Here is an 18,959-nt window from a genome sequence, read left to right on the forward strand (position 1 = left end):
TCTCTCCCTTATGCGTCGAGGTTTTTGCCGACGATGCGCATCAGGAAGATGGCAACGATGTTGGCAAGGATGATGGCATAGACACCGCCGGCAGACCCAAGGCCCACGTTCTGGCTTTCCAGCACGCGCTGGAAGATCAGGTAGGACAGTGTCCGGGTGCCGAAGGCGCCGCCGGTGGTCACGAAGATTTCGGCGAACACGGCCAGCAAGAAGATCGTCTGGATCAGCACCACGATGGTGATGGCCCGGCTGAGATGCGGCATGATGATGAACCAGAAGCGCTTGATCAGCGGGGCGCCGTCCATTTCAGCGGCTTCGAGCTGCTCGCTGTCCAGCGATTGCACGGCCGTGAGCAGGATGAGCGTCGCAAAGGGCAGCCACTGCCAGCTGACGATCATGATGATCGAGGGCATCGAGGCCGAGGACAGCCACGATATCGGTTCCGCTCCGAAGAACTTCCACAGATGGGCGAACAGGCCGTTCACGGGGTCCATGAACATGTTCTTCCACACCAGGGCCGACACCGTCGGCATGACGAAGAAGGGGGCGATGACGAGGATACGGACAATGCCTTGGCCCCACATCGGCTGGTCCAGCAGCATGGCGAGCAAGATGCCCAGAACCACGGTGACGACCAGAACGCTGCCCACGATGATGAGGGTGGTAAGGACCGCGGGCCAGAATGCACTGGAGCTGACAAAGCGGGTGAAGTTGTCGAACCCGACCCAGTCGAGGCTGGGGAAGAAGGTGAACCAGTCCCAACCGCTTTCAATCGAGTCACCGCGCAGGGGGAGGAATTTTTTAAACGAGAAGGTCAGCGTGAGGGTCAGAGGGATCAGCATCCAGCCAAGCAGCAGAATGACTGCGGGTGCCATCATAATGCGGGCGGCGGAGCGTGAAGCTTTGGTGGCCATTGGATACACCTCTCCTGTTGATGGACGAGCGCCATCTTTGGAAAATTACGTCGTGAGTGGATAGGTCGTCTAGGGGTGGAGGGGCGACCGGGTCGACCGCCCCTCTCAAGAGCGAAGCGCTTAGCGGTAGCCAGCGGCTTCCATAGCTTCGTTCGTCAGGGCCTGGGCTTTTGCCAGTGCTTCCTCGACGGTTTGTTGGCCTGCATAGACTGCCGAGAACTCCTGGCTCACTTCTGTCGCGATACCTGCGAACTCCGGGATCGCCGCGAACTGGACACCCACGTAGGGGCTTGGTTCGACAGTGGAGTTGTTGGGATCAGCCGACAGGATCGAGTCCAGTGTCATCTGAGCGAATGGAACCTCTTGGTAGTTGGGGTTCTCATAGAGCGATGTGCGCGCGCCCGGAGGGACGTTTGCCCAACCTTCGTTCGCAGCAACCAGTTCGATGTAGTCGGTCGATGTGGCCCACTCGATGAACTCTTTTGCCGCTGCTTCTTTCTGAGTACCGGCAGGAATGCCAAGTGCCCATGCCCACAGCCAGTTGGAGCGCTTGCCCAGGCCGTTGTCGGGCGCCAGAGCAAAGCCGACGCTGTCAGCAACGGTCGAGTCGTTGGGGTTGGTCACGAAGGACGCCGCCACCGTGGCGTCGATCCACATGCCGCACTTGCCTTGCTGGAACAGCGACAGGTTTTCGTTGAAACCGTTTGTCGCGTATCCGGGAGGGCCCGATTCCGTCATCAGGTCGACGTAGAAGTTCAGGGTGTCGGCCCAAGGCTGCGTGTCGAACTGTGCGTTCCAGTCCATGTCGAACCAACGTGCACCGAACGAGTTGGACATCGCGGTGATGAATGCACCACCTTCACCCCAACCGGCCTTGCCGCGCAGGCAGATACCGTTGATTTCGTTTTCACGGTCGGTCATGGCCGCCGCGGCTTCCTTGATGAACGTCCATGTTGGCGCGGTGGGCATTTCCAGACCGGCCGCTTCCATCAGGTCCGTGCGATACATGATCATCGAAGATTCGCCGTAGAACGGTGCCGCATAGAGAGTGCCGTCATGCGACAGACCACCGGCCATGGCAGGCAGGATGTCGTCAGCGTCATAGCCTTCGGACAGGTCGTTCAGCGGAACCAGCCAGCCGTTGGCACCCCAGATGGGTGTCTCGTACATGCCGATTGTCATGATGTCGAACGCGCCACCCTTGGTGGTGATGTCCGTTGTCACACGCTGGCGCAGCACGTTTTCTTCCAGAGTGACCCACTCGACAGTGTGACCTGTCTTTTCAGTGAAATCATCTGTCAGACCCTGCATGCGGATCATGTCACCGTTGTTCACGGTGGCGATGGTGAGTGTGGTTGCGTGGCCGTCGGCCAGTGCAGCGCCTGCTGTTACCAGCGTAAGCGCGGTTGCCGCACGAAGTGCGTTTTTCAGGTACATCCGATTCCTCCCTAAGTTGGATGTTGTGCCTCTACGTTAGGCGGCAATCTGCACTTGCGTCAAATTATTTTTTACGCGCGTAAAGATTTGTAAATAGTTTAAATGAAATCAGGCTATTACGCGGAGCCACGCATGATCAATTTGCCGTCAAACAGTGTGGTGTCGCGTATTTCTGCACGTGCTTCCGATTCGATCAGGTCGAAAAGCGTCTCGGCGCTGCGCTTGGCGATGGATGTATAGTCCTGCGAAACAGTCGTAAGCGTAGGGCAGGTGAAGCGTGAAAACGGGTGGTCGTCGTGTCCGGCAATCCGCATGGCGCAATTTGCCCCCGTGCCCACCTGCACACCACGTTCGAAGGCCGCTGACAACACACCGATGGCCAGGCGGTCGTTCGAACACAGTACGGTGTTGGTCTGCAGTGTCTTCGCATCCATCATCTGGCTGGCGCCTCGAAACCCGATCTCTTCAAAATCCCAGCCGGTGCCGTCGACTTGTACGAGGTGGGGGGTATGGCCCAACCGGTCCATCACATTCAGATACGCATGGCGCCGCTTGAACGCGTTGGGGTTGGTGGGCGCTTTCATCTCGAAAAACGCGGGCGGCTCGCCTGTGCGGCACAGGTAATCTACGATCAACGCGATGCTTTGGTCGTTATTGGACCCGACAAAGGCTTCGCCGGCTGCGGAGATGTTGCTGTCGAACAGGACCGAAGGCACATCCTCGCAAAACGCCTCGATCGCATTGTGATCCGAGGCGCGCCCCAAGGGCGCGAGCAAGGCGCCCGCCGGTTTGATGGAGCGCAGGCTGTCCAGGTTGTCGATTTCCAGCTGCGGATCGCCCTGAGAGCTGAGCAGGATGGGCCGAAACCCGGCTGCGTTGATCAGGTTTTCGATGTTGCGCGCAATCTCGGCAAAGAACGGGTCAGCAAGGTAGGGCACCACGACGCCGATATTCTTGGTCAGCCGTCGGTTCTGGTTGATGGCGTAGATATTGGGGCGATAGCCGTACTGCTCAATCGCGGCTTCGATTCTGTCGCGTGTGGACTGCCGCACGCTCTTTGGATCGTTGAAGTATTTGGACACGGTCGGGCGCGAAATGCCGCTGACGGTCGCAAATTCCTCCATATTCCTGATCTTGCGTTCGCCCACTGCGCCGCTCCGAGTTGTTGACCAACGCGTGACCCGGGGCCGCAGATACGCTGCGCGGGGCATCGCTGTTTCGGGCACGTTAAGCAAAAAAGTTTGCGCGCGCAAACTTTGCGATTCCGGTGCAGATCGCGTGTACTGGGAGCCAGCGTTGACAGATCGGTGGCGCTACGCTCAGAATAATGCACCAATGGTTCACATAATGAACCGACTATAGATTTACCGAGGGATGCCCATGATTGACCAGACCCGTATCGATCAGTTGCGTATGGCCCCGGTTTTACCCGGCTCCCACATCATAGACGGCAAGGCTGTGGCCTCCGCCTCTGGCGCAACGCTGGACGTTGTGTCGCCCATTGACGGCACCGTGTTGACGCATATCGCGGCAGGCGATGCAGAGGATATCGATCGCGCCGTGCGCGCCGCACGTGCGGCATTTGAGGATGGGCGCTGGTCCGGCCTTGCACCAGTTGCGCGGGGCCGCATCCTGCAACGCATCGCCGAAGCCATCGAAGCCGAGGCAGACACGCTGGCCGTTCTCGGCGTGCGCGACAACGGCACCGAAATCTCGATGGCGATCAAGGCAGAACCGGGCAGTGCAGCAGCCACATTCCGTTACTACGGCGAGTTGTGCGGCAAAGAGTATGGGCAGGTGGCACCATCCGCCCCGGGAACGCTGGGTTTGGTGCACCACGAACCGGTCGGCGTGGTGGGCGCAATCGTGCCGTGGAATTTCCCCATGATGATCGGCGCGTGGAAGATCGCCGCGGCGCTGGCGGTAGGAAACACGGTCGTGCTGAAACCGGCCGAGGTGGCCTCGCTCGCCCTTTTGCGCCTCGTCGAGATTTGCCATGAGGCTGGACTGCCCGACGGTGTGCTTAATGTCGTGACCGGGACGGGCGCAGAGGCGGGCGCGGCGCTGGGCCGCCATATGGATGTGGATGTGCTGGCCTTTACGGGGTCGGGCGCTGTGGGCCGCAAACTGCTGGAGTACGCGGCACAGTCCAACCTCAAGCGTGTCTACCTTGAACTTGGGGGCAAGTCGCCCGCCGTGGTCTTTGCCGACGCGGGCAATCTGGACAAGGTGGCGGCCGTCATTGCCGGTGGCATCTACCGGGATAGCGGACAGGTCTGTATCGCCGCCTCGCGCCTGTTGGTCGAACGCGCGATCCACGCGGAATTCGTGGAACGGGTCATGGCTCATGCCTCCAAGATGCGCGTAGGTGACCCGCTGGACTTGCGCACAAATGCAGGTGCCATCGCGTCCGAGGCACAGATGACCAGCATCCTTGCTGCGTGTGAACAGGCCAAAGGCGATGGGGCCGACCTGCGTATGGGCGGCGCGCGCATGGCCGCCGAAACGGGCGGCTACTACATCGGCCCGACACTGTTCGACAATGCCCCGCAAACCAGCGCGCTGGTGCAAAATGAAGTCTTCGGCCCGGTGCTGTCCGTGCAACCGTTTGACAGCGAGGGTGAGGCGGTGGCGATCGCCAACGGCACCTCTTACGGGCTTGCGGCGGGCGTCTTTACCCGAGACATCAGCCGCGCGCATCGCATGGTCGCGCGTCTGCGCGCCGGGGTTGTCCATGTAAACACCTATGGTGGCGCGGATGTGTCAGTGCCCCTGGGCGGGCATGGCCAGTCGGGCAACGGGCATGATAAATCCCCCCATGCGCTCGACAAGTTCCGCAACCTCAAAACCGCGTGGATCCAGCTATGAGCCAGTCCAAGACCATCCTCGTGATCGGCACCTACGACACCAAGGACGAAGAGCTGCACTATGTCGCCAACTGCATCCGGGGGCAGGGCGGCGCGGTGCTGAGCATGGATGTGAGCGTGCTGGGCGAACCCTCGAGGCCAACTGACATCTCCAAGCACCAAGTGGCTGAGGCTGGCGGCTCCAGCATTCAGGCAGCCATCGACAGCGAGGACGAAAACACCGCCATGCAGATCATGGCGCGGGGGGCGGCGCTGCTGTGTACGCAACTGCACGCAACGGGGCAGATCGACGGAATGATCGCGCTGGGCGGCACCATGGGCACGGATCTGGCGCTGGATTGCGCACAGGCCCTGCCGATGGGCGTGCCGAAATACGTGGTGTCGACGGTGTCCTTCTCTCCGATCATCCCGACGGACCGCTTGTCGCCCGACATTCAGATGATCCTGTGGGCCGGTGGGCTCTATGGCCTGAATGCGGTCTGCAAGTCATCGCTCAGCCAGGCGGCGGGGGCCGTGCTGGGGGCTGCACGCGCAGTCGAACCGCCGCGTGCGACACGGCCCGTCATCGGCATGACAAGCCTTGGCTCGTCCTGCCTGTCCTATATGAAACGCCTGCGCGATCCGCTGCATGCGCGCGGCTTTGACGTCGCCGTGTTTCATGCCACCGGCATGGGCGGCATGGCGTTCGAGGCGCTGGCGCGGCAGGGATACTTTACCGCCGTGATGGATTTCGCCCTGCCCGAAGTCGCGAACCTGATGGTGGGGTCGGTGGTCAATTCCGGCCCCGACAGGCTGACCGGGGCAGGGGACATGGGCGTTCCACAGATCGTGGCACCGGGCTGCGCCGACCTGATCGACTTTGCCGGCTGGCAGGATGTCCCCGAAGCCTATGGCGACCGCCCCTTTCATGCGCATAACCGTCTGATCAAATCCTCGGGCCTCAGCCCGACGGAACGGCGCGCGTTGGTGCGCGACATCGCGGCGCGCCTTGATACGGCCAAGGGGCCGGTGCACGTGTTGATGCCGATGCAGGGGGTCGAGGAATGGGATCGGGAGGGCGGTGCCACCCACGACCCCGAAGGACTTGCCGCGATGTGTGACGAGATGGCCCGCGAAATCGTGCCGCGCCATGACCTCACCATGCTGGCCTGTCACATCAACGATCAGGGCTTTGCCGATGCCGCGCTGGCCGTGCTCGATGGGTGGATAGCAGACGGAACCGTCAGGGTTTCATCGTAAAGGGTTCGCCGTAGATCGCCTCGTAATCCGCCTCGTCCCAGACGCCGATCAGAATGCCGGGAGGTTCCTTTCCGGTCATGTTCTCGATCTGCCCAGGGGTCAGGGTGATGCGGCTGTGATGGCGACGAGTCCAGTCAAAAATGGCCTCGTGCATACGTATACGTACGGCGTCAAGATCTTCACCCTCTGCACCGCCCAGATCCACCAATTCCTTCGGGTCGTTTTCCAGATCGAACAACATCGGCCGAAACCCCTCGGCATGGACATATTTCCAACGTGCGTCCCGGATCATGATCAGACGCGCATCGGCCTGGTCATTGCCGATGATCTGGCGGGCTTCACGGGTGGAATAGTCGAACTCGGAAATCGCATACTCGCGCCATGCCTCGCCCGTTCCGTGCAGCAGCGGATCAAGGGTGCGTCCCTCCAGGATATGTGGCTTGGGCGCGCCACCGAAGTAGTTGAGGAAGGTGGGCGCCAGATCAATCGCCTCGACCAGCGCGTCACTGGCGGTGCCGCGTGTGGCATCCGCTTCGGGGCGCGGATCGTAGAGGATCAGTGGCACCTTGACCGAAGGGTCGTGAAACAGATCTTTCTCACCCATCCAGTGATCGCCCAGATAGTCGCCGTGGTCCGAGGTGAAGGCGATCATGGTGCTCTCCATCAGCCCGCGATCTTCGAGGAAGTCGAAGAGCACGCCCATCTGGTCATCGATCTGCTTGATCAAGCCCATGTAGGCGGGGATCACTGCCTCGCGCACCTCGTCGCGCGCAAAAGTGCGACAGATGCGGCTGTTGATGTAGGCGTTGTAGACGGGGTGATCGCTGTCTTTTTCTGCTTCGGATCGGACCGGGTCGATCACGTGTTCCGGCCCGTACATGGAGGCGTAGGGTTCGGGCACGATATAGGGCCAATGCGGCTTGATCAGGCTGAGATGGCAGAGCCATGGGGCGTCCCCCGCTTGGTCGATGAAGTCCATGGCGCGCCTTGTCATGTAAGGCGTTTCCGAATGCTCTTCGGGAATGTCGGCAGGCATGCAGGAGTACTTCAGCAACCAGCCAGAGCGGCGGTCGCCGTTTTCATCCAGCGCGGCATTGGCGCGGCTGTTCCAAGGGTTTTCGGCGTTAATGCCCTGTTCGCGCAGGTAGTCGTTGTAGCGGTTCGGCCCGCCATAGCCGCTGTCGGGGTGCAGCCCGTCGTCGCGTTCAAACGGGTCGAACCCGCATTCGGCGATGCGTACCCCGATCTCGCTGTCGGGTTGGATGCCCAGCCAGTCCATGCCGGCGGTGTCAGGCACCATATGCGTCTTGCCGACAAGGGCGGGCAACACACCGATCTCGCGCAGATGGTCGCCCAATGTCGGCTCGCCCACCCGCAAGGGAAAACCGTTCCAGGTCGCACCGTGGCTGTGGCAATACCGTCCCGTATAGGCGCTCATCCGGCTGGGGCCGCAAAACGGCGACTGCACATAAGCGTTGTCAAACCGCACCCCGCGGGCCGCCAGACGGTCCAGATTTGGTGTGTGCAGGTGGGGATGGCCGTAGCATGACAGGTAGTCCCAGCGCAGTTGGTCGGCCATGATCCACAACACGTTAAGGGGTTTTGTCATCCTTGCAATCCATGGCTTGGGGCGCCGTCTGCACAGCGCTGAGTTGCGTTTTGAACATGTAAGCAGGCGCGCGCCCGAACCGTCCAGCGCTGATTGATTTGGAACCCACCATGCGGTGCAAGCGGGCCAACGCTGCGCTGGTTTGGCCGTGGCGGCGCGACACTGCGTGGGAAAAGCCACGAAAAAGCCCGTGTGAAATTTTGAATGCAACCGGTTGCAAAAAACCGCGACTCGCATATCATCGCCCCCGATGCTGGCCGAGTCTCTGTGGTGTTCTCTCAGGATTTGGCGGGTGGCCCGGTAGAAAAAGGGCGTGGTCCGGGCACGCATTTAGGGAGGAAACCATGAAAAAGATACTTGTAGCGGGCCTGCTCGCAACTCTGATGGGCGGCACCGCCATGGCGCAGCAAATCGGCGTGTCGGTTGCACGTTTTGACGACAACGGCTTGACCGTGATGCGCAATGGCATGACCGCGCATGAGGAAACACTGGACGGCGTCAGCCTTCAGATCGAAGACGCGACAGATGATGTGGCCAAGCAGCTTGACCAGATCAACAACTTCATCGCATCCGGCGTTGATGCGATCATCGTCAATGCGGTCGACACCAACGCAACCGAAGCGATGAGCAACGCGGCCGCATCCGCAGGCGTACCGCTGGTCTATGTGAACCGTCAGCCGATCAACATGGATACGCTGCCTGATGGGCAGGCCTTCGTTGCATCCAACGAGATCGAATCCGGCACGCTGGCCGCCTTCCGCATGTGTCAGGACCTGCGCGCCCAGGGCAAATCCGGCGGTGCCAAGGCCTATATGCTGATGGGGCAGCTGTCGAACCAGGCGGCTGTGCAGCGTTCCAAGGACTTCCATGACGTGATCGGCATGGACATGTGCAACTTTATCGAGCTGATCGACGAGCAGACAGCCAACTGGTCGCGCGACGAAGCCCAAGACCTCATGACCAACTGGATTTCCTCCGGTGAGCCATTCGATGCCGTGTTCGGCAACAACGACGAAATGGCGATTGGTGCGATCCAGGCGATGAAGGCCGCGGGCATCTCGATGGACGACGTTGTTGTCGGCGGCGTTGACGCCACATCCGACGCTCTGGTCGCCATGCAGGCGGGCGAGATGGACGTGACCGTGTTCCAGGACCTCGCGGGTCAGGGTGCGGGCTCCATCGACACGGCACTGGCGCTGATCGCGGGCGAAGAAGTCGACAAGACCGTCTTCATCCCCTTCAAGCTGGTGACGCCCGAAAACATCGGCGACTTCCTGCAATAAGCGGCTGACGTCACACGATATCGTGGGGCGGCCACACGCGGTGGCCCCACATCCCTTTACACCCAAGAAAAACCCAAAGGGGGATCTGGCAGATGTCAGACACGAGCCACGGGACAGGCGGCCTGACTTTTGACAAGTCCAAACGACAATGGCCGAACGAGCTGAACGTTTTTGGCGCGCTCATCCTGATCATCGTCATCTTCGAAATTCTCGGTGCGATCTTTGTCGGGCAAAGCCTGCTGTTTGACTCGCGCGACCGCTTCGACAGTATCTTCAACGAACAGCGCCTGCGCATCATCATCATCCAGGTGGCCATCGTGGGCATCATCGCCCTTGGCGTGACGCAGGTGATCATCACGGCGGGCATCGACCTGTCCTCTGGGTCCGTCCTTGGTGCGACGGCCATGATCGCGATGAGTTTCGCGCAAGTTAGCGAAGTCAACGGCGGTCCGAACCCCAAGGCAATCTTTGGCCCTGCTTTCCTCGATCTACCGGTGATCGTGCCGGTGATGGTCGGGTTGGGATGCGGGATACTCGCAGGCGTGGTGAACGGCATACTCGTCGCCTATTCCCGCATCCCGCCCTTCATCGCGACGCTGGGCATGATGCTGTTTGCGCGCGGCGTGGCGCAGTGGTGGTCCTCGGGCAACCCGGTGTCCTTCCCGACCGAAGCCTATGCCAAGATCGGGGCTGGCATGATGCCGGTCATCATCTTCCTGTCATTGGCGGTCGTGTTCCATTTCATCATGAACTTCACCGTCTATGGCAAACACACCTATGCTATCGGTTCGAACGAGGCGGCGGCCCGGATGTCGGGCATCAACGTGCCGCGCCACCTGGTGCTAGTCTATGCCATCGCGGGCATGCTCGCGGGCCTGTCCGCGGTGATCCTGACCTCCAAGAACCTCACCGCGCAATCGGGCATGGGCCTGTCTTACGAACTCGACGCCATCGCCATGGCGGTGATCGGGGGCGTGTCGCTGTTCGGCGGGCGCGGGTCAATCATTGGCACGGTCATTGGGGCTCTGATCATCGGGGTCATCACCTCGGGTTTCACCTTCCTGCGCTTAGGCGCGTTCTATCAGGAGATGGTGCTGGGGATGATCATCGTTGGCGCGGTTGCGTTGGACCAGTGGCAACAAAAACGTGCCGCGGCGCGGGCATAAGGGGACGGACATGACGGATATCATTCTCGAAACCAAGGGTCTGACCAAACACTACGGCGGCGTGCACGCCTTGGAAGAGGCGAACTTCGTCCTCGAAAAAGGTGAGCACGTGGCGATCATGGGCGACAACGGGGCGGGCAAATCCACCTTTGTGCGCCAGATCACCGGGGTGGAACAACGCACGCGCGGCACAGTCGTCTTTGACGGGGACGAGGTCAGCTTTGGCGGGCCGCTCGAGGCGCGCGAGGCGGGCATTGAAACCGTGTTCCAGACACTCGCCTTGGCCGATGATCTGAACGTGCCTGACAACCTGTTCCTGGGGCGCGAAAAGACAGTGTGGAACTTCCTCGGGCCGTTTCGCCGCCTGAACTACAAGGCGATGCGCGAGGACACGATGGCGGGGCTGGTCAAGACCGGGGTGAAGATCCCCAACATCCGCAACACCATCGCCAACATGTCGGGCGGTCAGCGCCAATGCGTCGCCATTGCGCGCACGGCGACCTTTGCCAGCAAACTGACCATCATGGACGAACCGACGGCGGCGCTGGGCGTTCAGGAAACCGCACAGGTCGAAAACATCATCCGCACCTTGAAAGAGCAAGGCGAAAGCCTGATCCTCGTCAGTCACAACATGCGGCAGGTGTTTGACCTGGTGGACCGGATCGTGGTTTTCCGCCGGGGGCGCATTTGCGCAAACCTGAGGAAAGAGGACACAGATGGGCAAGACGTTGTGGCCTATATCACAGGGGCCAAGACCCAAGAGGGTTATGAAGACGCGGCGTGAGGTCTCATGCGTCCGCTGATCAACTTTGACCACGCGTTTTTCGCAATCCCATGGCGGCGGCATCTGACCGTCGCCATTTGCGTGCTTTGGGGCCTGTTCGAGTTGTGGACGGGCGCCGTGCTGTGGGCTGTCGTGTTCCTTGGCGTGGCGGGGTTGGCCCAGTGGCGTTTCGGCCAGATCGACTGGTCCAAATATGATGGCGGGCACTAGGCCATGGCCGTAACCCTCAAGGATGTGGCGCAGCGGGCGGGCGTATCCCGCTCTGCCGTGTCGCGCTGTTTCACGCCAGGTGCCTCGATCAGCGGCAAGACCCGCGAAAAGGTGGAAAAGGCAGCGACCGAGTTAGGCTACAGCCCCAACGCGCTCGCCTCATCCCTGACGACCGGGCGGACCAAGCTGGTGGGCGTTGTGTCCAACAACTTCCACAACCCGATCTTCCTCGAGGTCTTCGACCTTGTGACTCGCGAGTTGCAGAAACGGGGTCTGCGCCCCTTGCTGGTGAACCTGTCGGACGAGGTGGATCCGTCGCAATCCATGCGCATGTTGCAGCAGTATTCGGTTGATGCGGTGATCGTCGCCTCGTCCACACTGCCGGTCAGCTTTGCCGAGAGTTTCCACGAGGCGGGCATGCGTGTCGTGCATTCCTTTGGACGGTTGACCGACAATCCGCTGGTCAATGTGCTGGGCATCGACAACTGCGAGGCGGGGCGGATCGCGGCGCGCGAATTGCTGAAACGCGGCTATCGCCGTGTCGGGTTTCTGGCCGGCCCGCTCAGCGCGACATCGACGCGCGACCGGCACACCGGCTTTGTCGAGGAACTGGGGCGGCATCCTGATGTGTCCTTGTCCGTGTCCTATGCCAAGGCCTATTCCTTTGACGCAGGGCGGGACGAGATGACCCGCCTGCTGGCCATGGGACCGGCAGAGGCGTATTTTTGCGGCGATGACGTGCTGTCCATCGGGGCCCTGTCAGCGATCCGGGATGCGGGGCTGTCGGTGCCGGAAGATGTGGGAATCCTCGGCCTCAACAACATGGAAATGGCCGGGTGGGAGCTCATCAATCTGACCACCATTCACAACCCGATCGACGAGATCGTGCGCACATCGGTCGATCTGGTCGAGGCGATGCTGGACGGCGAAGAGACGGTCGCGCAGTCGCTGAGTTTCGATTGCCATGTGGTCGAACGGGGCACGTTGCGCGCTGTCAAAGGGTGACTCGTCAAATCATGGCTCAGTCTGTCTCGCAATCGGTGCGGTCAATTCTGACGTGGTCAAGCTGCCCAATTCTGATGTAAGTCAGGCTTAATGAAAGCAGGCTTTCAGTGCTGCTATTGACACAAAACCTTTCTGCTCGGCAAAGGGCAAAATGACCATTCGCAGGCTTCGTACATTGGTGGCAATCGCCGAAACCAAAACGTTCAGCGCGGCGGCCGAGGTTGTCCATGTCACCCATGCCGCCGTCAGCCAGCAAATGCAGACGCTCGAGGCGGACCTCGGGATCGAGTTGTTCAACCGCAGCACCAGAACACCGCAGCTTACGCCCGCTGCCCGCCGGATCGTCGAAAAGGCCCGGACCCTGATAGCGGACTATGACAACCTGGTCCCGTCGGTTGTAAATGACGAGGGATTGCGGGGTGTGATCGCCCTCGGCGTGTTGCGCACCACCCTGACCGGGCTTGCACCTCAGGCCATGGCCGCAATGAAGGCCAAGTATCCTGACATCGGCTTTCACATACGGCCGGGGCTGACGACCACACTGCTGGCCGAGGTCGAGCGCGGAAATCTGGATGCCGCGATCACGTCCAAGCCGCATCTCATGCCTGCGGGCCTTGTGTTTCGCGAACTGGCGGATGAGCCGATGCAGCTTATTGCGGCAATCGAAGAAGCAGGAGACGACCCAATCGCGCTGTTGAACACGCGCCCCTTCATCCGATTTGACCGCACCGCCGTCGTCGGTGCGTTGATTGACAACTGGATTTTGTCGAAACGTATTCGGGTGTCGGAAACGATGGAACTGGACAGCCCCGAAGCTATTGCAAGCATGGTGAATGCCAATCTCGGCGTGTCGATTGTCCCCGATCTTGCGGTCAAGCCGCAGGATGCCATCCCGGTGAAACAATTCGACCTTGGGCCCGACGCGCCCCACCGGACGCTGGGTCTGGTGCATCAGGAAAACCACATCAAACAGCAGGCCGTGGACGAGTTGTATCAGGCCCTGGCGCAGGTCATCCAAACCGCGTCCCTTGGCAAGGCACTGGCCAGCGAATGAGCGTTGAGTTTTACGTCTATCTTGCGCTCGGCGCTCTGGCGGGTGGGTTCATAAACGGTCTTTCGGGCACGGGCACCGCCCTTTTTGCCTTGGGCTTTTACCTCGTCGTTCTGGACCCGATCAGGGCGGTGGCCATCGTGGCGTTCATGTCTGTTTTGGCGGGGCTTCAGGGGCTGTGGATCGTGCGGGCAGAGATCAGGGCACAGCCCAAGCGCCTCTTTCGGTTTCTCATCCCCGGCCTCATCGGCGTGCCCGTCGGCCTTGCCCTGCTTGAAAAGATCGACTCGGGCACGCTGCGGGTCACGGTTGCGACCCTGCTGATTGTCTACGGTGGGTATTTCGGCTTTCGTGCGGCGCTGCCCGCCTTTTCACGGCCTACGCCCGTTATCGACGGGGCGGTCGGCTTTCTGGGGGGCGTGTTAGGGGGGCTGCTGGCGTGTCCGGGGCGCTGCCGTCCATGTGGCTGTCCATACGCCCATGGACCAAGTCCGAGACACGGGCGGTGCTGCAACCCTTCAACATGGTCATGCTGACGACCACCGTGACGTTGCTGTTTTTCCGGGGCGCCTATGATCAGACCGCGCTGACAGCGCTGGCCCTGACCATCCCCTGTGGTTTGTGCGCGGCTCAGGTGGGCATTGCCGTTTTTCGCAGGCTGAGCGACACGGGCTTTCGCCGTATGCTGATCTTGCTGACGCTGGCGATGGGTCTGGGTGTGCTCATCAGCGAAGTCGCATAAGCGCGCCTCACCCCAGAAGCGTCCCCAACAGCAGGTTTACTCCCAAGATCGAAAACGCGCCCAAGAAGTACTTTTTGAACTGCTCGGGGTCTGTTCGATGGCGCAAACGCTCGCCCACTGAGAACCCGACAAGGGCGGGGAGCAGCAAAAATGTTGAGAACGCCAGATCCGAGCCCGAACTGTGCCCCACGGCGATGAACATCACGAAAATGGAGACGCTGCCGGCTGTAATCAGAAACCCGAGCGCTTGCACAAAAGCGTCGCGGTGGAGGCGGAGCCCGGTCAAATACATCGCCAAGGGCGGTGCCCAGGCAGCGGTCAATCCGCCGACCAGTCCGGCGACCACGGCACTGATCCCTTCAAACAGGCGCACCCGGTGCGGCGGGATCAGGGGCACCATGTTGCGCCAGCTGAAGAAGCAGAATGCGAGTACGAAAGCGCCGAGAACAGCGCGTAGAAACTGGTCCGGTGCCGACTGGCTGAACCAAACGGTCGCGGCCACAAACAGGATCAGGATGATGGCATAGCGCCAATGCTGTTTGACGCACCCGGCCATGTCTGGTCCGCGCCAGAATTGCCAAACATTGCTGAGCAGCATCGGTATCACCACCAGCGTCACAGCGGACCGCGCATCAAGCTGGAGTGTCAGTAGGGCGATGGCGACGGTGGGCATCCCCAAGCCAATGAACCCTTTGACTGTCCCTGCCAGCAGCAGAACAGCGCTCGCGAACGCAATCAGGGACAGGTCGGGCATGGATACCTTAGATCACTTCGTCCTTGCGGTCGTCGCTTTCGCCATAGCGCTTGAGGACGGCCGGTTTCGTGCCCTCGTATACACGCGCGACGTTCTCTGCAATCTTGGCGTTTTCCCGTTCGAACAGGCAGTCGCCGTTGAGGTCGGATGCCACAATGAACGGCCCCATGCGGTTGCATTTGATAACCCACATCGCTTGCGCGAGGCCCAGTTCCTCGTTCCAGTGCACCGCCTCGACGTTTTCGACCCCCCGGCCCAGAAGGGCACCTGTGCCGTAGCCCACGGTGGACAGGTAGACCGCGCCGTTGGGCACAAAGTAATCCTTGTAATCCTTCGAGGTCATGCCCCCTTTGCCGACGATCAGTTTGGCACCCGTCTTGGCCATCCACTCCGGCAACCATTTGGCAAACCGGAACGAGGCCGTGGCGGTGACCGCGCCCATATCAAACGACCCATCCGGGTTGATCCGCGCCGCAGGAGAACAGTGGAAATTGGCCGCCGACTGGCTGGGCAGCTCCATCGGGATATTCGCCTTGTCCTCCAGTGCGCGCATGTAGACGCCCTCGCGCGCTGTGTACATCACCCCGTCAAGGTAGACGACATCGCCAAGCCGCAAGTCGGCGATGGCCTCGGGCGTGGGCGTGGTGGACAATCGGATTTCACGCGGGCTCATTCTGCGGCCTCCCGGACGGGGTCCCAGTCGATGGTTTCGCGGCGTTGGTAGTCGGTGAACCAATCCGGGTCAGTGCGATGCTCCACCCGCCCATCGGCATGGATGCGCGCCACCGCGCGGCGCGAGGACAGGCAGAAGGCGTGGACCGACATGGGCATTCCGCCGGTGTGACAATACCCGACCTCGATATTGCAATCGATTACCATGTTCTTGCCGACAAACCCCATCGCGCCCATGCCGATGGAGTTGCCCAGCTCTTTGAATTCATCCTCCATTTCGGCGATGCGCGGGTCGGAGTTGCGGCTGCCCACAATGCGCAGGGTCGAGGCGCGCTTGCCCAGTGTCATGCAGATATCCTTGGACCCGCCCAGGCCGATGCCGATGATGGCGGGCTGGCACGCCAGGCCGCGCTTGCCAAAGGCCATGAGGCTGTCGAGGTAGAACCGCTTGATCCCCTGGATGCCGTCGCTTGGGAACAGCATCCGGTAGTCGGTGCCGAACAGCCCCCCTTGTGCACGGTGATCAGGTCGATCCATGCGCCTTCCGGCTCGAACCCGTATTCGATCTCGGGCGCGCCGATACCGACATTGTTGTTGTGGTCGGTGCGCCAGAGTGGGTGCACCCGGTTGGGGCGCAAGGGCACGCCGTTGGTGGCGTTGGCCGTGGCGCGGCGCAGGGCGGCCTCGAGCGCGATCATGCCGCCTTCGACGTTTGCATCGTTGCCCATCTTCACAAACCAGCGCGGCACGCCCGTGTCGCCGCACATGGCGCGGCGGTCTTCCTTGGCGGCCTCGTAGTTGTCCAGCATGGCCTTGAGAACAAAGGAAGACAGGTCGCCATCCTCGGTTTTCGCGGCGTGTTGCAGTCCGTCGAGGTAGTCCTGCGGGATTTCGATGGCCGCCTTGTCCATGAGGACCTCGGCGGTGGATTGGATGAGGGAGATGGGGATCATTTGCTAACCTGCTGCTGCATCAATTTTGTCGAGTTCTTGAGCCCACCACTCTAAAGCATCACCATAGATGTCCCTGACATCATCACCTTCTCGAAATCCGTCCAGAGCGGGCCTGTAGATATTTTCATCCAAGAAAACAGCATCGGATATCTCCAGCGGCTCCCCGGTCACGACATTTCTAAGATTCAGCCGATATGCGATACCAACTTCGTCATTTGAGTGGAGATTGAAACGATACTCCTTTAGAATATTGTTACGCTCGGCGACAATAAACTCCCAAAAAATAGCGTGCTTTTCTCTATCAGCTTTCCAGCTCTCATACGCAGATTTTACTGCAGTTTTGTACTTGGGATTTTTTCCATCCACTTTCTCGAGAACGTGTCCGATCGTTCTGAGGAGTGCGACAGCACCAGCCCAATGGACTCTCCAGCGCTCAAGGTCTTTCTCTTCTTCAAGCAGCGTATAGGCGACTAAACAATCCTTGAGCACTTCTGAAGATGCGTAAGTCATTTACTCATTGCGCCGCTACCAGTGTTTCGGGCGCACCCTCCGGCAGGATCGTTTCGCCGGGACGGACGATGGTAAACTGCACGGGTTCGCGGGTGACGTTGACCTCTTCGCTTTCGAGGGTCGCGACTGTGAAATCGCTGTTCTCTAGCCCGCCATCGTCCGGGAAATCCTCGCGGTAATGCGCCCCGCGGGAGTTTTCGCGGGCGATACCTGCCTTGGTGATCACCTCGGAGATGTCGCAGAGCGAGCGCAGGTTCAGCCAGTCGTGCCAAGTGAGGTTGAAGGCGAGGTTGCTGTCATCCAGGCCGATATCCATCAGGGCATCGGATACCTGCGCAGTCCCGTCCAGCCCGCGTTTCATTCCCGCCTCGGTCCGCATCACGCCGACCTCTTCCCACATGAGGTCCTGTAGTTGCTTGCGCAAAGGCAGGATCAGGCCGGGTGCGCGAGTCAGCGGATGGGTGGCGCGTTCGAACTCGGCGGCCAGCGCGTCCTCGTCGGGATCACGCAGGGTCATATGCGCCACATCACGCCCCATCGTGTCGCCCGCGATGCCGCCATAGACGGTCGAGTTGGCGACCCCGTTGCCGCCCAGCCGGTTCGAGCCGTGCGCACCGCCTGCGTCCTCGCCCGCCACATAGAGCCCTTCCATTGCCGTGCGCGTATCCACATCCACGACTACCCCGCCCATGAAATAGTGGGCCGTCGGTACCACCTCGACCTTGCCCGCGGCCAGATCGAAACCGCTGTCGGCGCAGCGTTTCACCATGCCTTTAAACTTCTCGGCAACCCACTCGGGGCCGAGATGGGACATCGAGATGAACACACCCTCCTGATCCGGATTGTTGTTCTTGCGCATCTCGGCATAGATGCCGCGGCTGACCACGTCGCGGGTGGCGCGCTCGCCCTTGCCGTCATAGTCGAACATGAACCGCTGGCCCGCGTGGTTGATCAACTGCCCGCCTGCCCCGCGCAACCCTTCCTCGAGCACCGTGCCAGTCATGCGGGTGTGATCCCCGGCCAAGAGCCCGGTGGGGTGGAACTGCACCATCTCCATATCGCGCAAGGGCAATCCGGCCCGCAAAGCCATGGCGAGGCCGTCCATCGTCTTGTCACCGCTGGGCGTGTGGTACTTGTACATGGTCGGCCCGCCACCTGTGGCCATCAGCACGGTCTTGGCCCGCACGAGACGGAAGCGCCCCGAGCGCATGTCGATCATCAGAACCCCGGCCAGCGCACTGCGATCCTTCGTCGGGATCAGGCCCACGGCGCGGTGTTCCTGCAACTTCTCGACGCCGCTCGCCAGCACCTTTTCCATCAGCCGGTTGATGATCTCGATGCCAGTCAGGTCACCTTTATGAACGGTCCGGTCGGCGGTCTGGCCCGCAAACGCCTTTTGGTGCAGCGACCCGTCCGGGTTGCGGTCAAAGAAGCACCCAACTTCGTTCTCCAACTCACGGATGCGCACCACGGCCTGTTCGCACAGTCGCCACGCCATATCCTGATTGGGCAGCCACTTACCGCCCTGGATGGTGTCCATAAAGTGCCGCTCGACCGTGTCGCCACCGCCAAGCGCCACATTGTATCCTCCCTGCACCATGCGCGTGCAGCCGCATTTGCCGATCAGCCCCTTGACGGCGATGGTGATCCTTGTGCCCTCAGGTGCCGTTTGCTGGGCGTGCAAGGCGGCGAACAGGCCTGCGCCCCCGGTCCCGAGGATCAGGATGTCCGTGTCGTGGCGTTCGATATCGCTGAGTTTCATG

General features: G+C 60.9%; 18 protein-coding genes and 1 pseudogene. 10 read left to right on the top strand and 9 right to left on the bottom strand.

All coding sequences use genetic code 11. From position 1 onward, the window contains the following. Positions 1-8: 8 nt before the first annotated feature. The 3 genes from ACMHLQ_RS18840 to ACMHLQ_RS18850 all read right to left on the bottom strand — a co-directional run bounded on the left by ACMHLQ_RS18840 (position 9) and on the right by ACMHLQ_RS18850 (position 3,499). Complete coding sequence (locus ACMHLQ_RS18840) at positions 9-914, bottom strand: carbohydrate ABC transporter permease (RefSeq protein ID WP_415402222.1); 906 nt, start codon at positions 912-914, stop codon at positions 9-11. 120 nt (positions 915-1,034) lie between these two features. Then, positions 1,035-2,351, bottom strand: coding sequence for an ABC transporter substrate-binding protein (locus tag ACMHLQ_RS18845; RefSeq protein WP_415402223.1), 1,317 nt, complete (start codon positions 2,349-2,351; stop codon positions 1,035-1,037). A gap of 116 nt (positions 2,352-2,467) precedes the next feature. Continuing rightward, positions 2,468-3,499 carry a LacI family DNA-binding transcriptional regulator gene (locus ACMHLQ_RS18850; RefSeq protein ID WP_415402224.1) on the bottom strand — a complete coding sequence of 344 codons (1,032 nt, stop codon included), beginning with the start codon at positions 3,497-3,499 and terminating at the stop codon, positions 2,468-2,470. Positions 3,500-3,731: 232 nt separating this feature from the next. Here ACMHLQ_RS18850 and ACMHLQ_RS18855 point away from each other — a divergent pair, with 232 nt between their 5' ends. Further along, positions 3,732-5,219, top strand: a complete 1,488-nt coding sequence (locus ACMHLQ_RS18855) for an aldehyde dehydrogenase family protein (RefSeq protein ID WP_415402225.1) — start codon at positions 3,732-3,734, stop codon at positions 5,217-5,219. Then, positions 5,216-6,457, top strand: coding sequence for a Tm-1-like ATP-binding domain-containing protein (locus ACMHLQ_RS18860; protein WP_415402226.1), 1,242 nt, complete (start codon positions 5,216-5,218; stop codon positions 6,455-6,457). Before ACMHLQ_RS18855 ends, ACMHLQ_RS18860 begins: the two co-directional genes overlap by 4 nt. Here the strand turns inward: ACMHLQ_RS18860 and ACMHLQ_RS18865 are convergent. Continuing rightward, entirely contained in the window at positions 6,441-8,066 is a 1,626-nt protein-coding gene (locus ACMHLQ_RS18865; protein WP_415402227.1) for an alkaline phosphatase family protein, read from the bottom strand. The genes ACMHLQ_RS18860 and ACMHLQ_RS18865 overlap by 17 nt on opposite strands. Before the next feature lie 344 nt (positions 8,067-8,410). Between ACMHLQ_RS18865 and ACMHLQ_RS18870 the strand changes: the two genes are divergently transcribed. The 8 genes from ACMHLQ_RS18870 to ACMHLQ_RS18905 all read left to right on the top strand — a co-directional run bounded on the left by ACMHLQ_RS18870 (position 8,411) and on the right by ACMHLQ_RS18905 (position 14,307). Then, the gene (locus ACMHLQ_RS18870; RefSeq protein WP_415402228.1) at positions 8,411-9,349 is read left to right on the top strand and encodes a sugar ABC transporter substrate-binding protein; all 939 of its coding nucleotides are present in this window, start codon (positions 8,411-8,413) and stop codon (positions 9,347-9,349) included. A 92-nt stretch (positions 9,350-9,441) separates the two neighbouring features. Beyond that, positions 9,442-10,515 carry an ABC transporter permease gene (locus tag ACMHLQ_RS18875; RefSeq protein WP_415402229.1) on the top strand — a complete coding sequence of 358 codons (1,074 nt, stop codon included), beginning with the start codon at positions 9,442-9,444 and terminating at the stop codon, positions 10,513-10,515. Positions 10,516-10,525: 10 nt separating this feature from the next. Next, entirely contained in the window at positions 10,526-11,299 is a 774-nt protein-coding gene (locus tag ACMHLQ_RS18880; RefSeq protein ID WP_415402230.1) for an ATP-binding cassette domain-containing protein, read from the top strand. A gap of 6 nt (positions 11,300-11,305) precedes the next feature. Next, entirely contained in the window at positions 11,306-11,509 is a 204-nt protein-coding gene (locus ACMHLQ_RS18885) for a hypothetical protein (RefSeq protein ID WP_415402231.1), read from the top strand. Between the two features lie 3 nt (positions 11,510-11,512). Then, complete coding sequence (locus ACMHLQ_RS18890) at positions 11,513-12,514, top strand: LacI family DNA-binding transcriptional regulator (protein ID WP_415402232.1); 1,002 nt, start codon at positions 11,513-11,515, stop codon at positions 12,512-12,514. Positions 12,515-12,665: 151 nt separating this feature from the next. Next, on the top strand, positions 12,666-13,568 hold the full coding sequence (locus ACMHLQ_RS18895) for a LysR family transcriptional regulator (protein WP_415402233.1): 903 nt from the start codon (positions 12,666-12,668) through the stop codon (positions 13,566-13,568). Next, positions 13,565-14,101, top strand: coding sequence for a sulfite exporter TauE/SafE family protein (locus ACMHLQ_RS18900; RefSeq protein WP_415402234.1), 537 nt, complete (start codon positions 13,565-13,567; stop codon positions 14,099-14,101). Before ACMHLQ_RS18895 ends, ACMHLQ_RS18900 begins: the two co-directional genes overlap by 4 nt. Next, a complete protein-coding gene (locus ACMHLQ_RS18905; RefSeq protein WP_415402235.1) occupies positions 14,095-14,307 on the top strand; it encodes a hypothetical protein in 213 nt (70 codons plus the stop codon). The genes ACMHLQ_RS18900 and ACMHLQ_RS18905 overlap by 7 nt, the downstream gene beginning before the upstream one ends. Before the next feature lie 7 nt (positions 14,308-14,314). On the opposite strand, the gene ACMHLQ_RS18910 is transcribed toward ACMHLQ_RS18905, so the two are convergent. The 5 genes and pseudogenes from ACMHLQ_RS18910 to ACMHLQ_RS18930 all read right to left on the bottom strand — a co-directional run bounded on the left by ACMHLQ_RS18910 (position 14,315) and on the right by ACMHLQ_RS18930 (position 18,958). Continuing rightward, complete coding sequence (locus tag ACMHLQ_RS18910; RefSeq protein ID WP_415402236.1) at positions 14,315-15,061, bottom strand: sulfite exporter TauE/SafE family protein; 747 nt, start codon at positions 15,059-15,061, stop codon at positions 14,315-14,317. Positions 15,062-15,068: 7 nt separating this feature from the next. Continuing rightward, positions 15,069-15,734, bottom strand: a complete 666-nt coding sequence (locus tag ACMHLQ_RS18915) for a fumarate hydratase C-terminal domain-containing protein (RefSeq protein ID WP_415402237.1) — start codon at positions 15,732-15,734, stop codon at positions 15,069-15,071. Beyond that, positions 15,731-16,686, bottom strand: a pseudogene (locus ACMHLQ_RS18920) (fumarate hydratase). Before ACMHLQ_RS18920 ends, ACMHLQ_RS18915 begins: the two are co-directional and overlap by 4 nt. A gap of 3 nt (positions 16,687-16,689) precedes the next feature. Continuing rightward, positions 16,690-17,196 carry a hypothetical protein gene (locus ACMHLQ_RS18925; protein ID WP_415402238.1) on the bottom strand — a complete coding sequence of 169 codons (507 nt, stop codon included), beginning with the start codon at positions 17,194-17,196 and terminating at the stop codon, positions 16,690-16,692. A gap of 4 nt (positions 17,197-17,200) precedes the next feature. Further along, positions 17,201-18,958, bottom strand: coding sequence for an L-aspartate oxidase (locus tag ACMHLQ_RS18930; RefSeq protein ID WP_415402239.1), 1,758 nt, complete (start codon positions 18,956-18,958; stop codon positions 17,201-17,203). Between the last annotated feature and the right edge of the window lies 1 nt (position 18,959).

It is taken from the genome of Tateyamaria algicola (assembly GCF_047715485.1).
In the GTDB taxonomy this organism is placed as follows: Bacteria; Pseudomonadota; Alphaproteobacteria; order Rhodobacterales; family Rhodobacteraceae; genus Tateyamaria.

Bases quoted from the DNA above. Each gene is read 5' to 3' on its own strand.
- ACMHLQ_RS18840 (WP_415402222.1), bottom strand. From the start codon at position 914: ATGGCCACCAAAGCTTCACGCTCCGCCGCCCGCATTATGATGGCACCC.
- ACMHLQ_RS18845 (WP_415402223.1), bottom strand. From the start codon at position 2,351: ATGTACCTGAAAAACGCACTTCGTGCGGCAACCGCGCTTACGCTGGTA.
- ACMHLQ_RS18855 (WP_415402225.1), top strand. From the start codon at position 3,732: ATGATTGACCAGACCCGTATCGATCAGTTGCGTATGGCCCCGGTTTTA.
- ACMHLQ_RS18860 (WP_415402226.1), top strand. From the start codon at position 5,216: ATGAGCCAGTCCAAGACCATCCTCGTGATCGGCACCTACGACACCAAG.
- ACMHLQ_RS18865 (WP_415402227.1), bottom strand. From the start codon at position 8,066: ATGACAAAACCCCTTAACGTGTTGTGGATCATGGCCGACCAACTGCGC.
- ACMHLQ_RS18870 (WP_415402228.1), top strand. From the start codon at position 8,411: ATGAAAAAGATACTTGTAGCGGGCCTGCTCGCAACTCTGATGGGCGGC.
- ACMHLQ_RS18875 (WP_415402229.1), top strand. From the start codon at position 9,442: ATGTCAGACACGAGCCACGGGACAGGCGGCCTGACTTTTGACAAGTCC.
- ACMHLQ_RS18880 (WP_415402230.1), top strand. From the start codon at position 10,526: ATGACGGATATCATTCTCGAAACCAAGGGTCTGACCAAACACTACGGC.
- ACMHLQ_RS18885 (WP_415402231.1), top strand. From the start codon at position 11,306: ATGCGTCCGCTGATCAACTTTGACCACGCGTTTTTCGCAATCCCATGG.
- ACMHLQ_RS18890 (WP_415402232.1), top strand. From the start codon at position 11,513: ATGGCCGTAACCCTCAAGGATGTGGCGCAGCGGGCGGGCGTATCCCGC.
- ACMHLQ_RS18895 (WP_415402233.1), top strand. From the start codon at position 12,666: ATGACCATTCGCAGGCTTCGTACATTGGTGGCAATCGCCGAAACCAAA.
- ACMHLQ_RS18900 (WP_415402234.1), top strand. From the start codon at position 13,565: ATGAGCGTTGAGTTTTACGTCTATCTTGCGCTCGGCGCTCTGGCGGGT.
- ACMHLQ_RS18905 (WP_415402235.1), top strand. From the start codon at position 14,095: ATGCTGACGACCACCGTGACGTTGCTGTTTTTCCGGGGCGCCTATGAT.
- ACMHLQ_RS18910 (WP_415402236.1), bottom strand. From the start codon at position 15,061: ATGCCCGACCTGTCCCTGATTGCGTTCGCGAGCGCTGTTCTGCTGCTG.
- ACMHLQ_RS18915 (WP_415402237.1), bottom strand. From the start codon at position 15,734: ATGAGCCCGCGTGAAATCCGATTGTCCACCACGCCCACGCCCGAGGCC.
- ACMHLQ_RS18925 (WP_415402238.1), bottom strand. From the start codon at position 17,196: ATGACTTACGCATCTTCAGAAGTGCTCAAGGATTGTTTAGTCGCCTAT.
- ACMHLQ_RS18930 (WP_415402239.1), bottom strand. From the start codon at position 18,958: ATGAAACTCAGCGATATCGAACGCCACGACACGGACATCCTGATCCTC.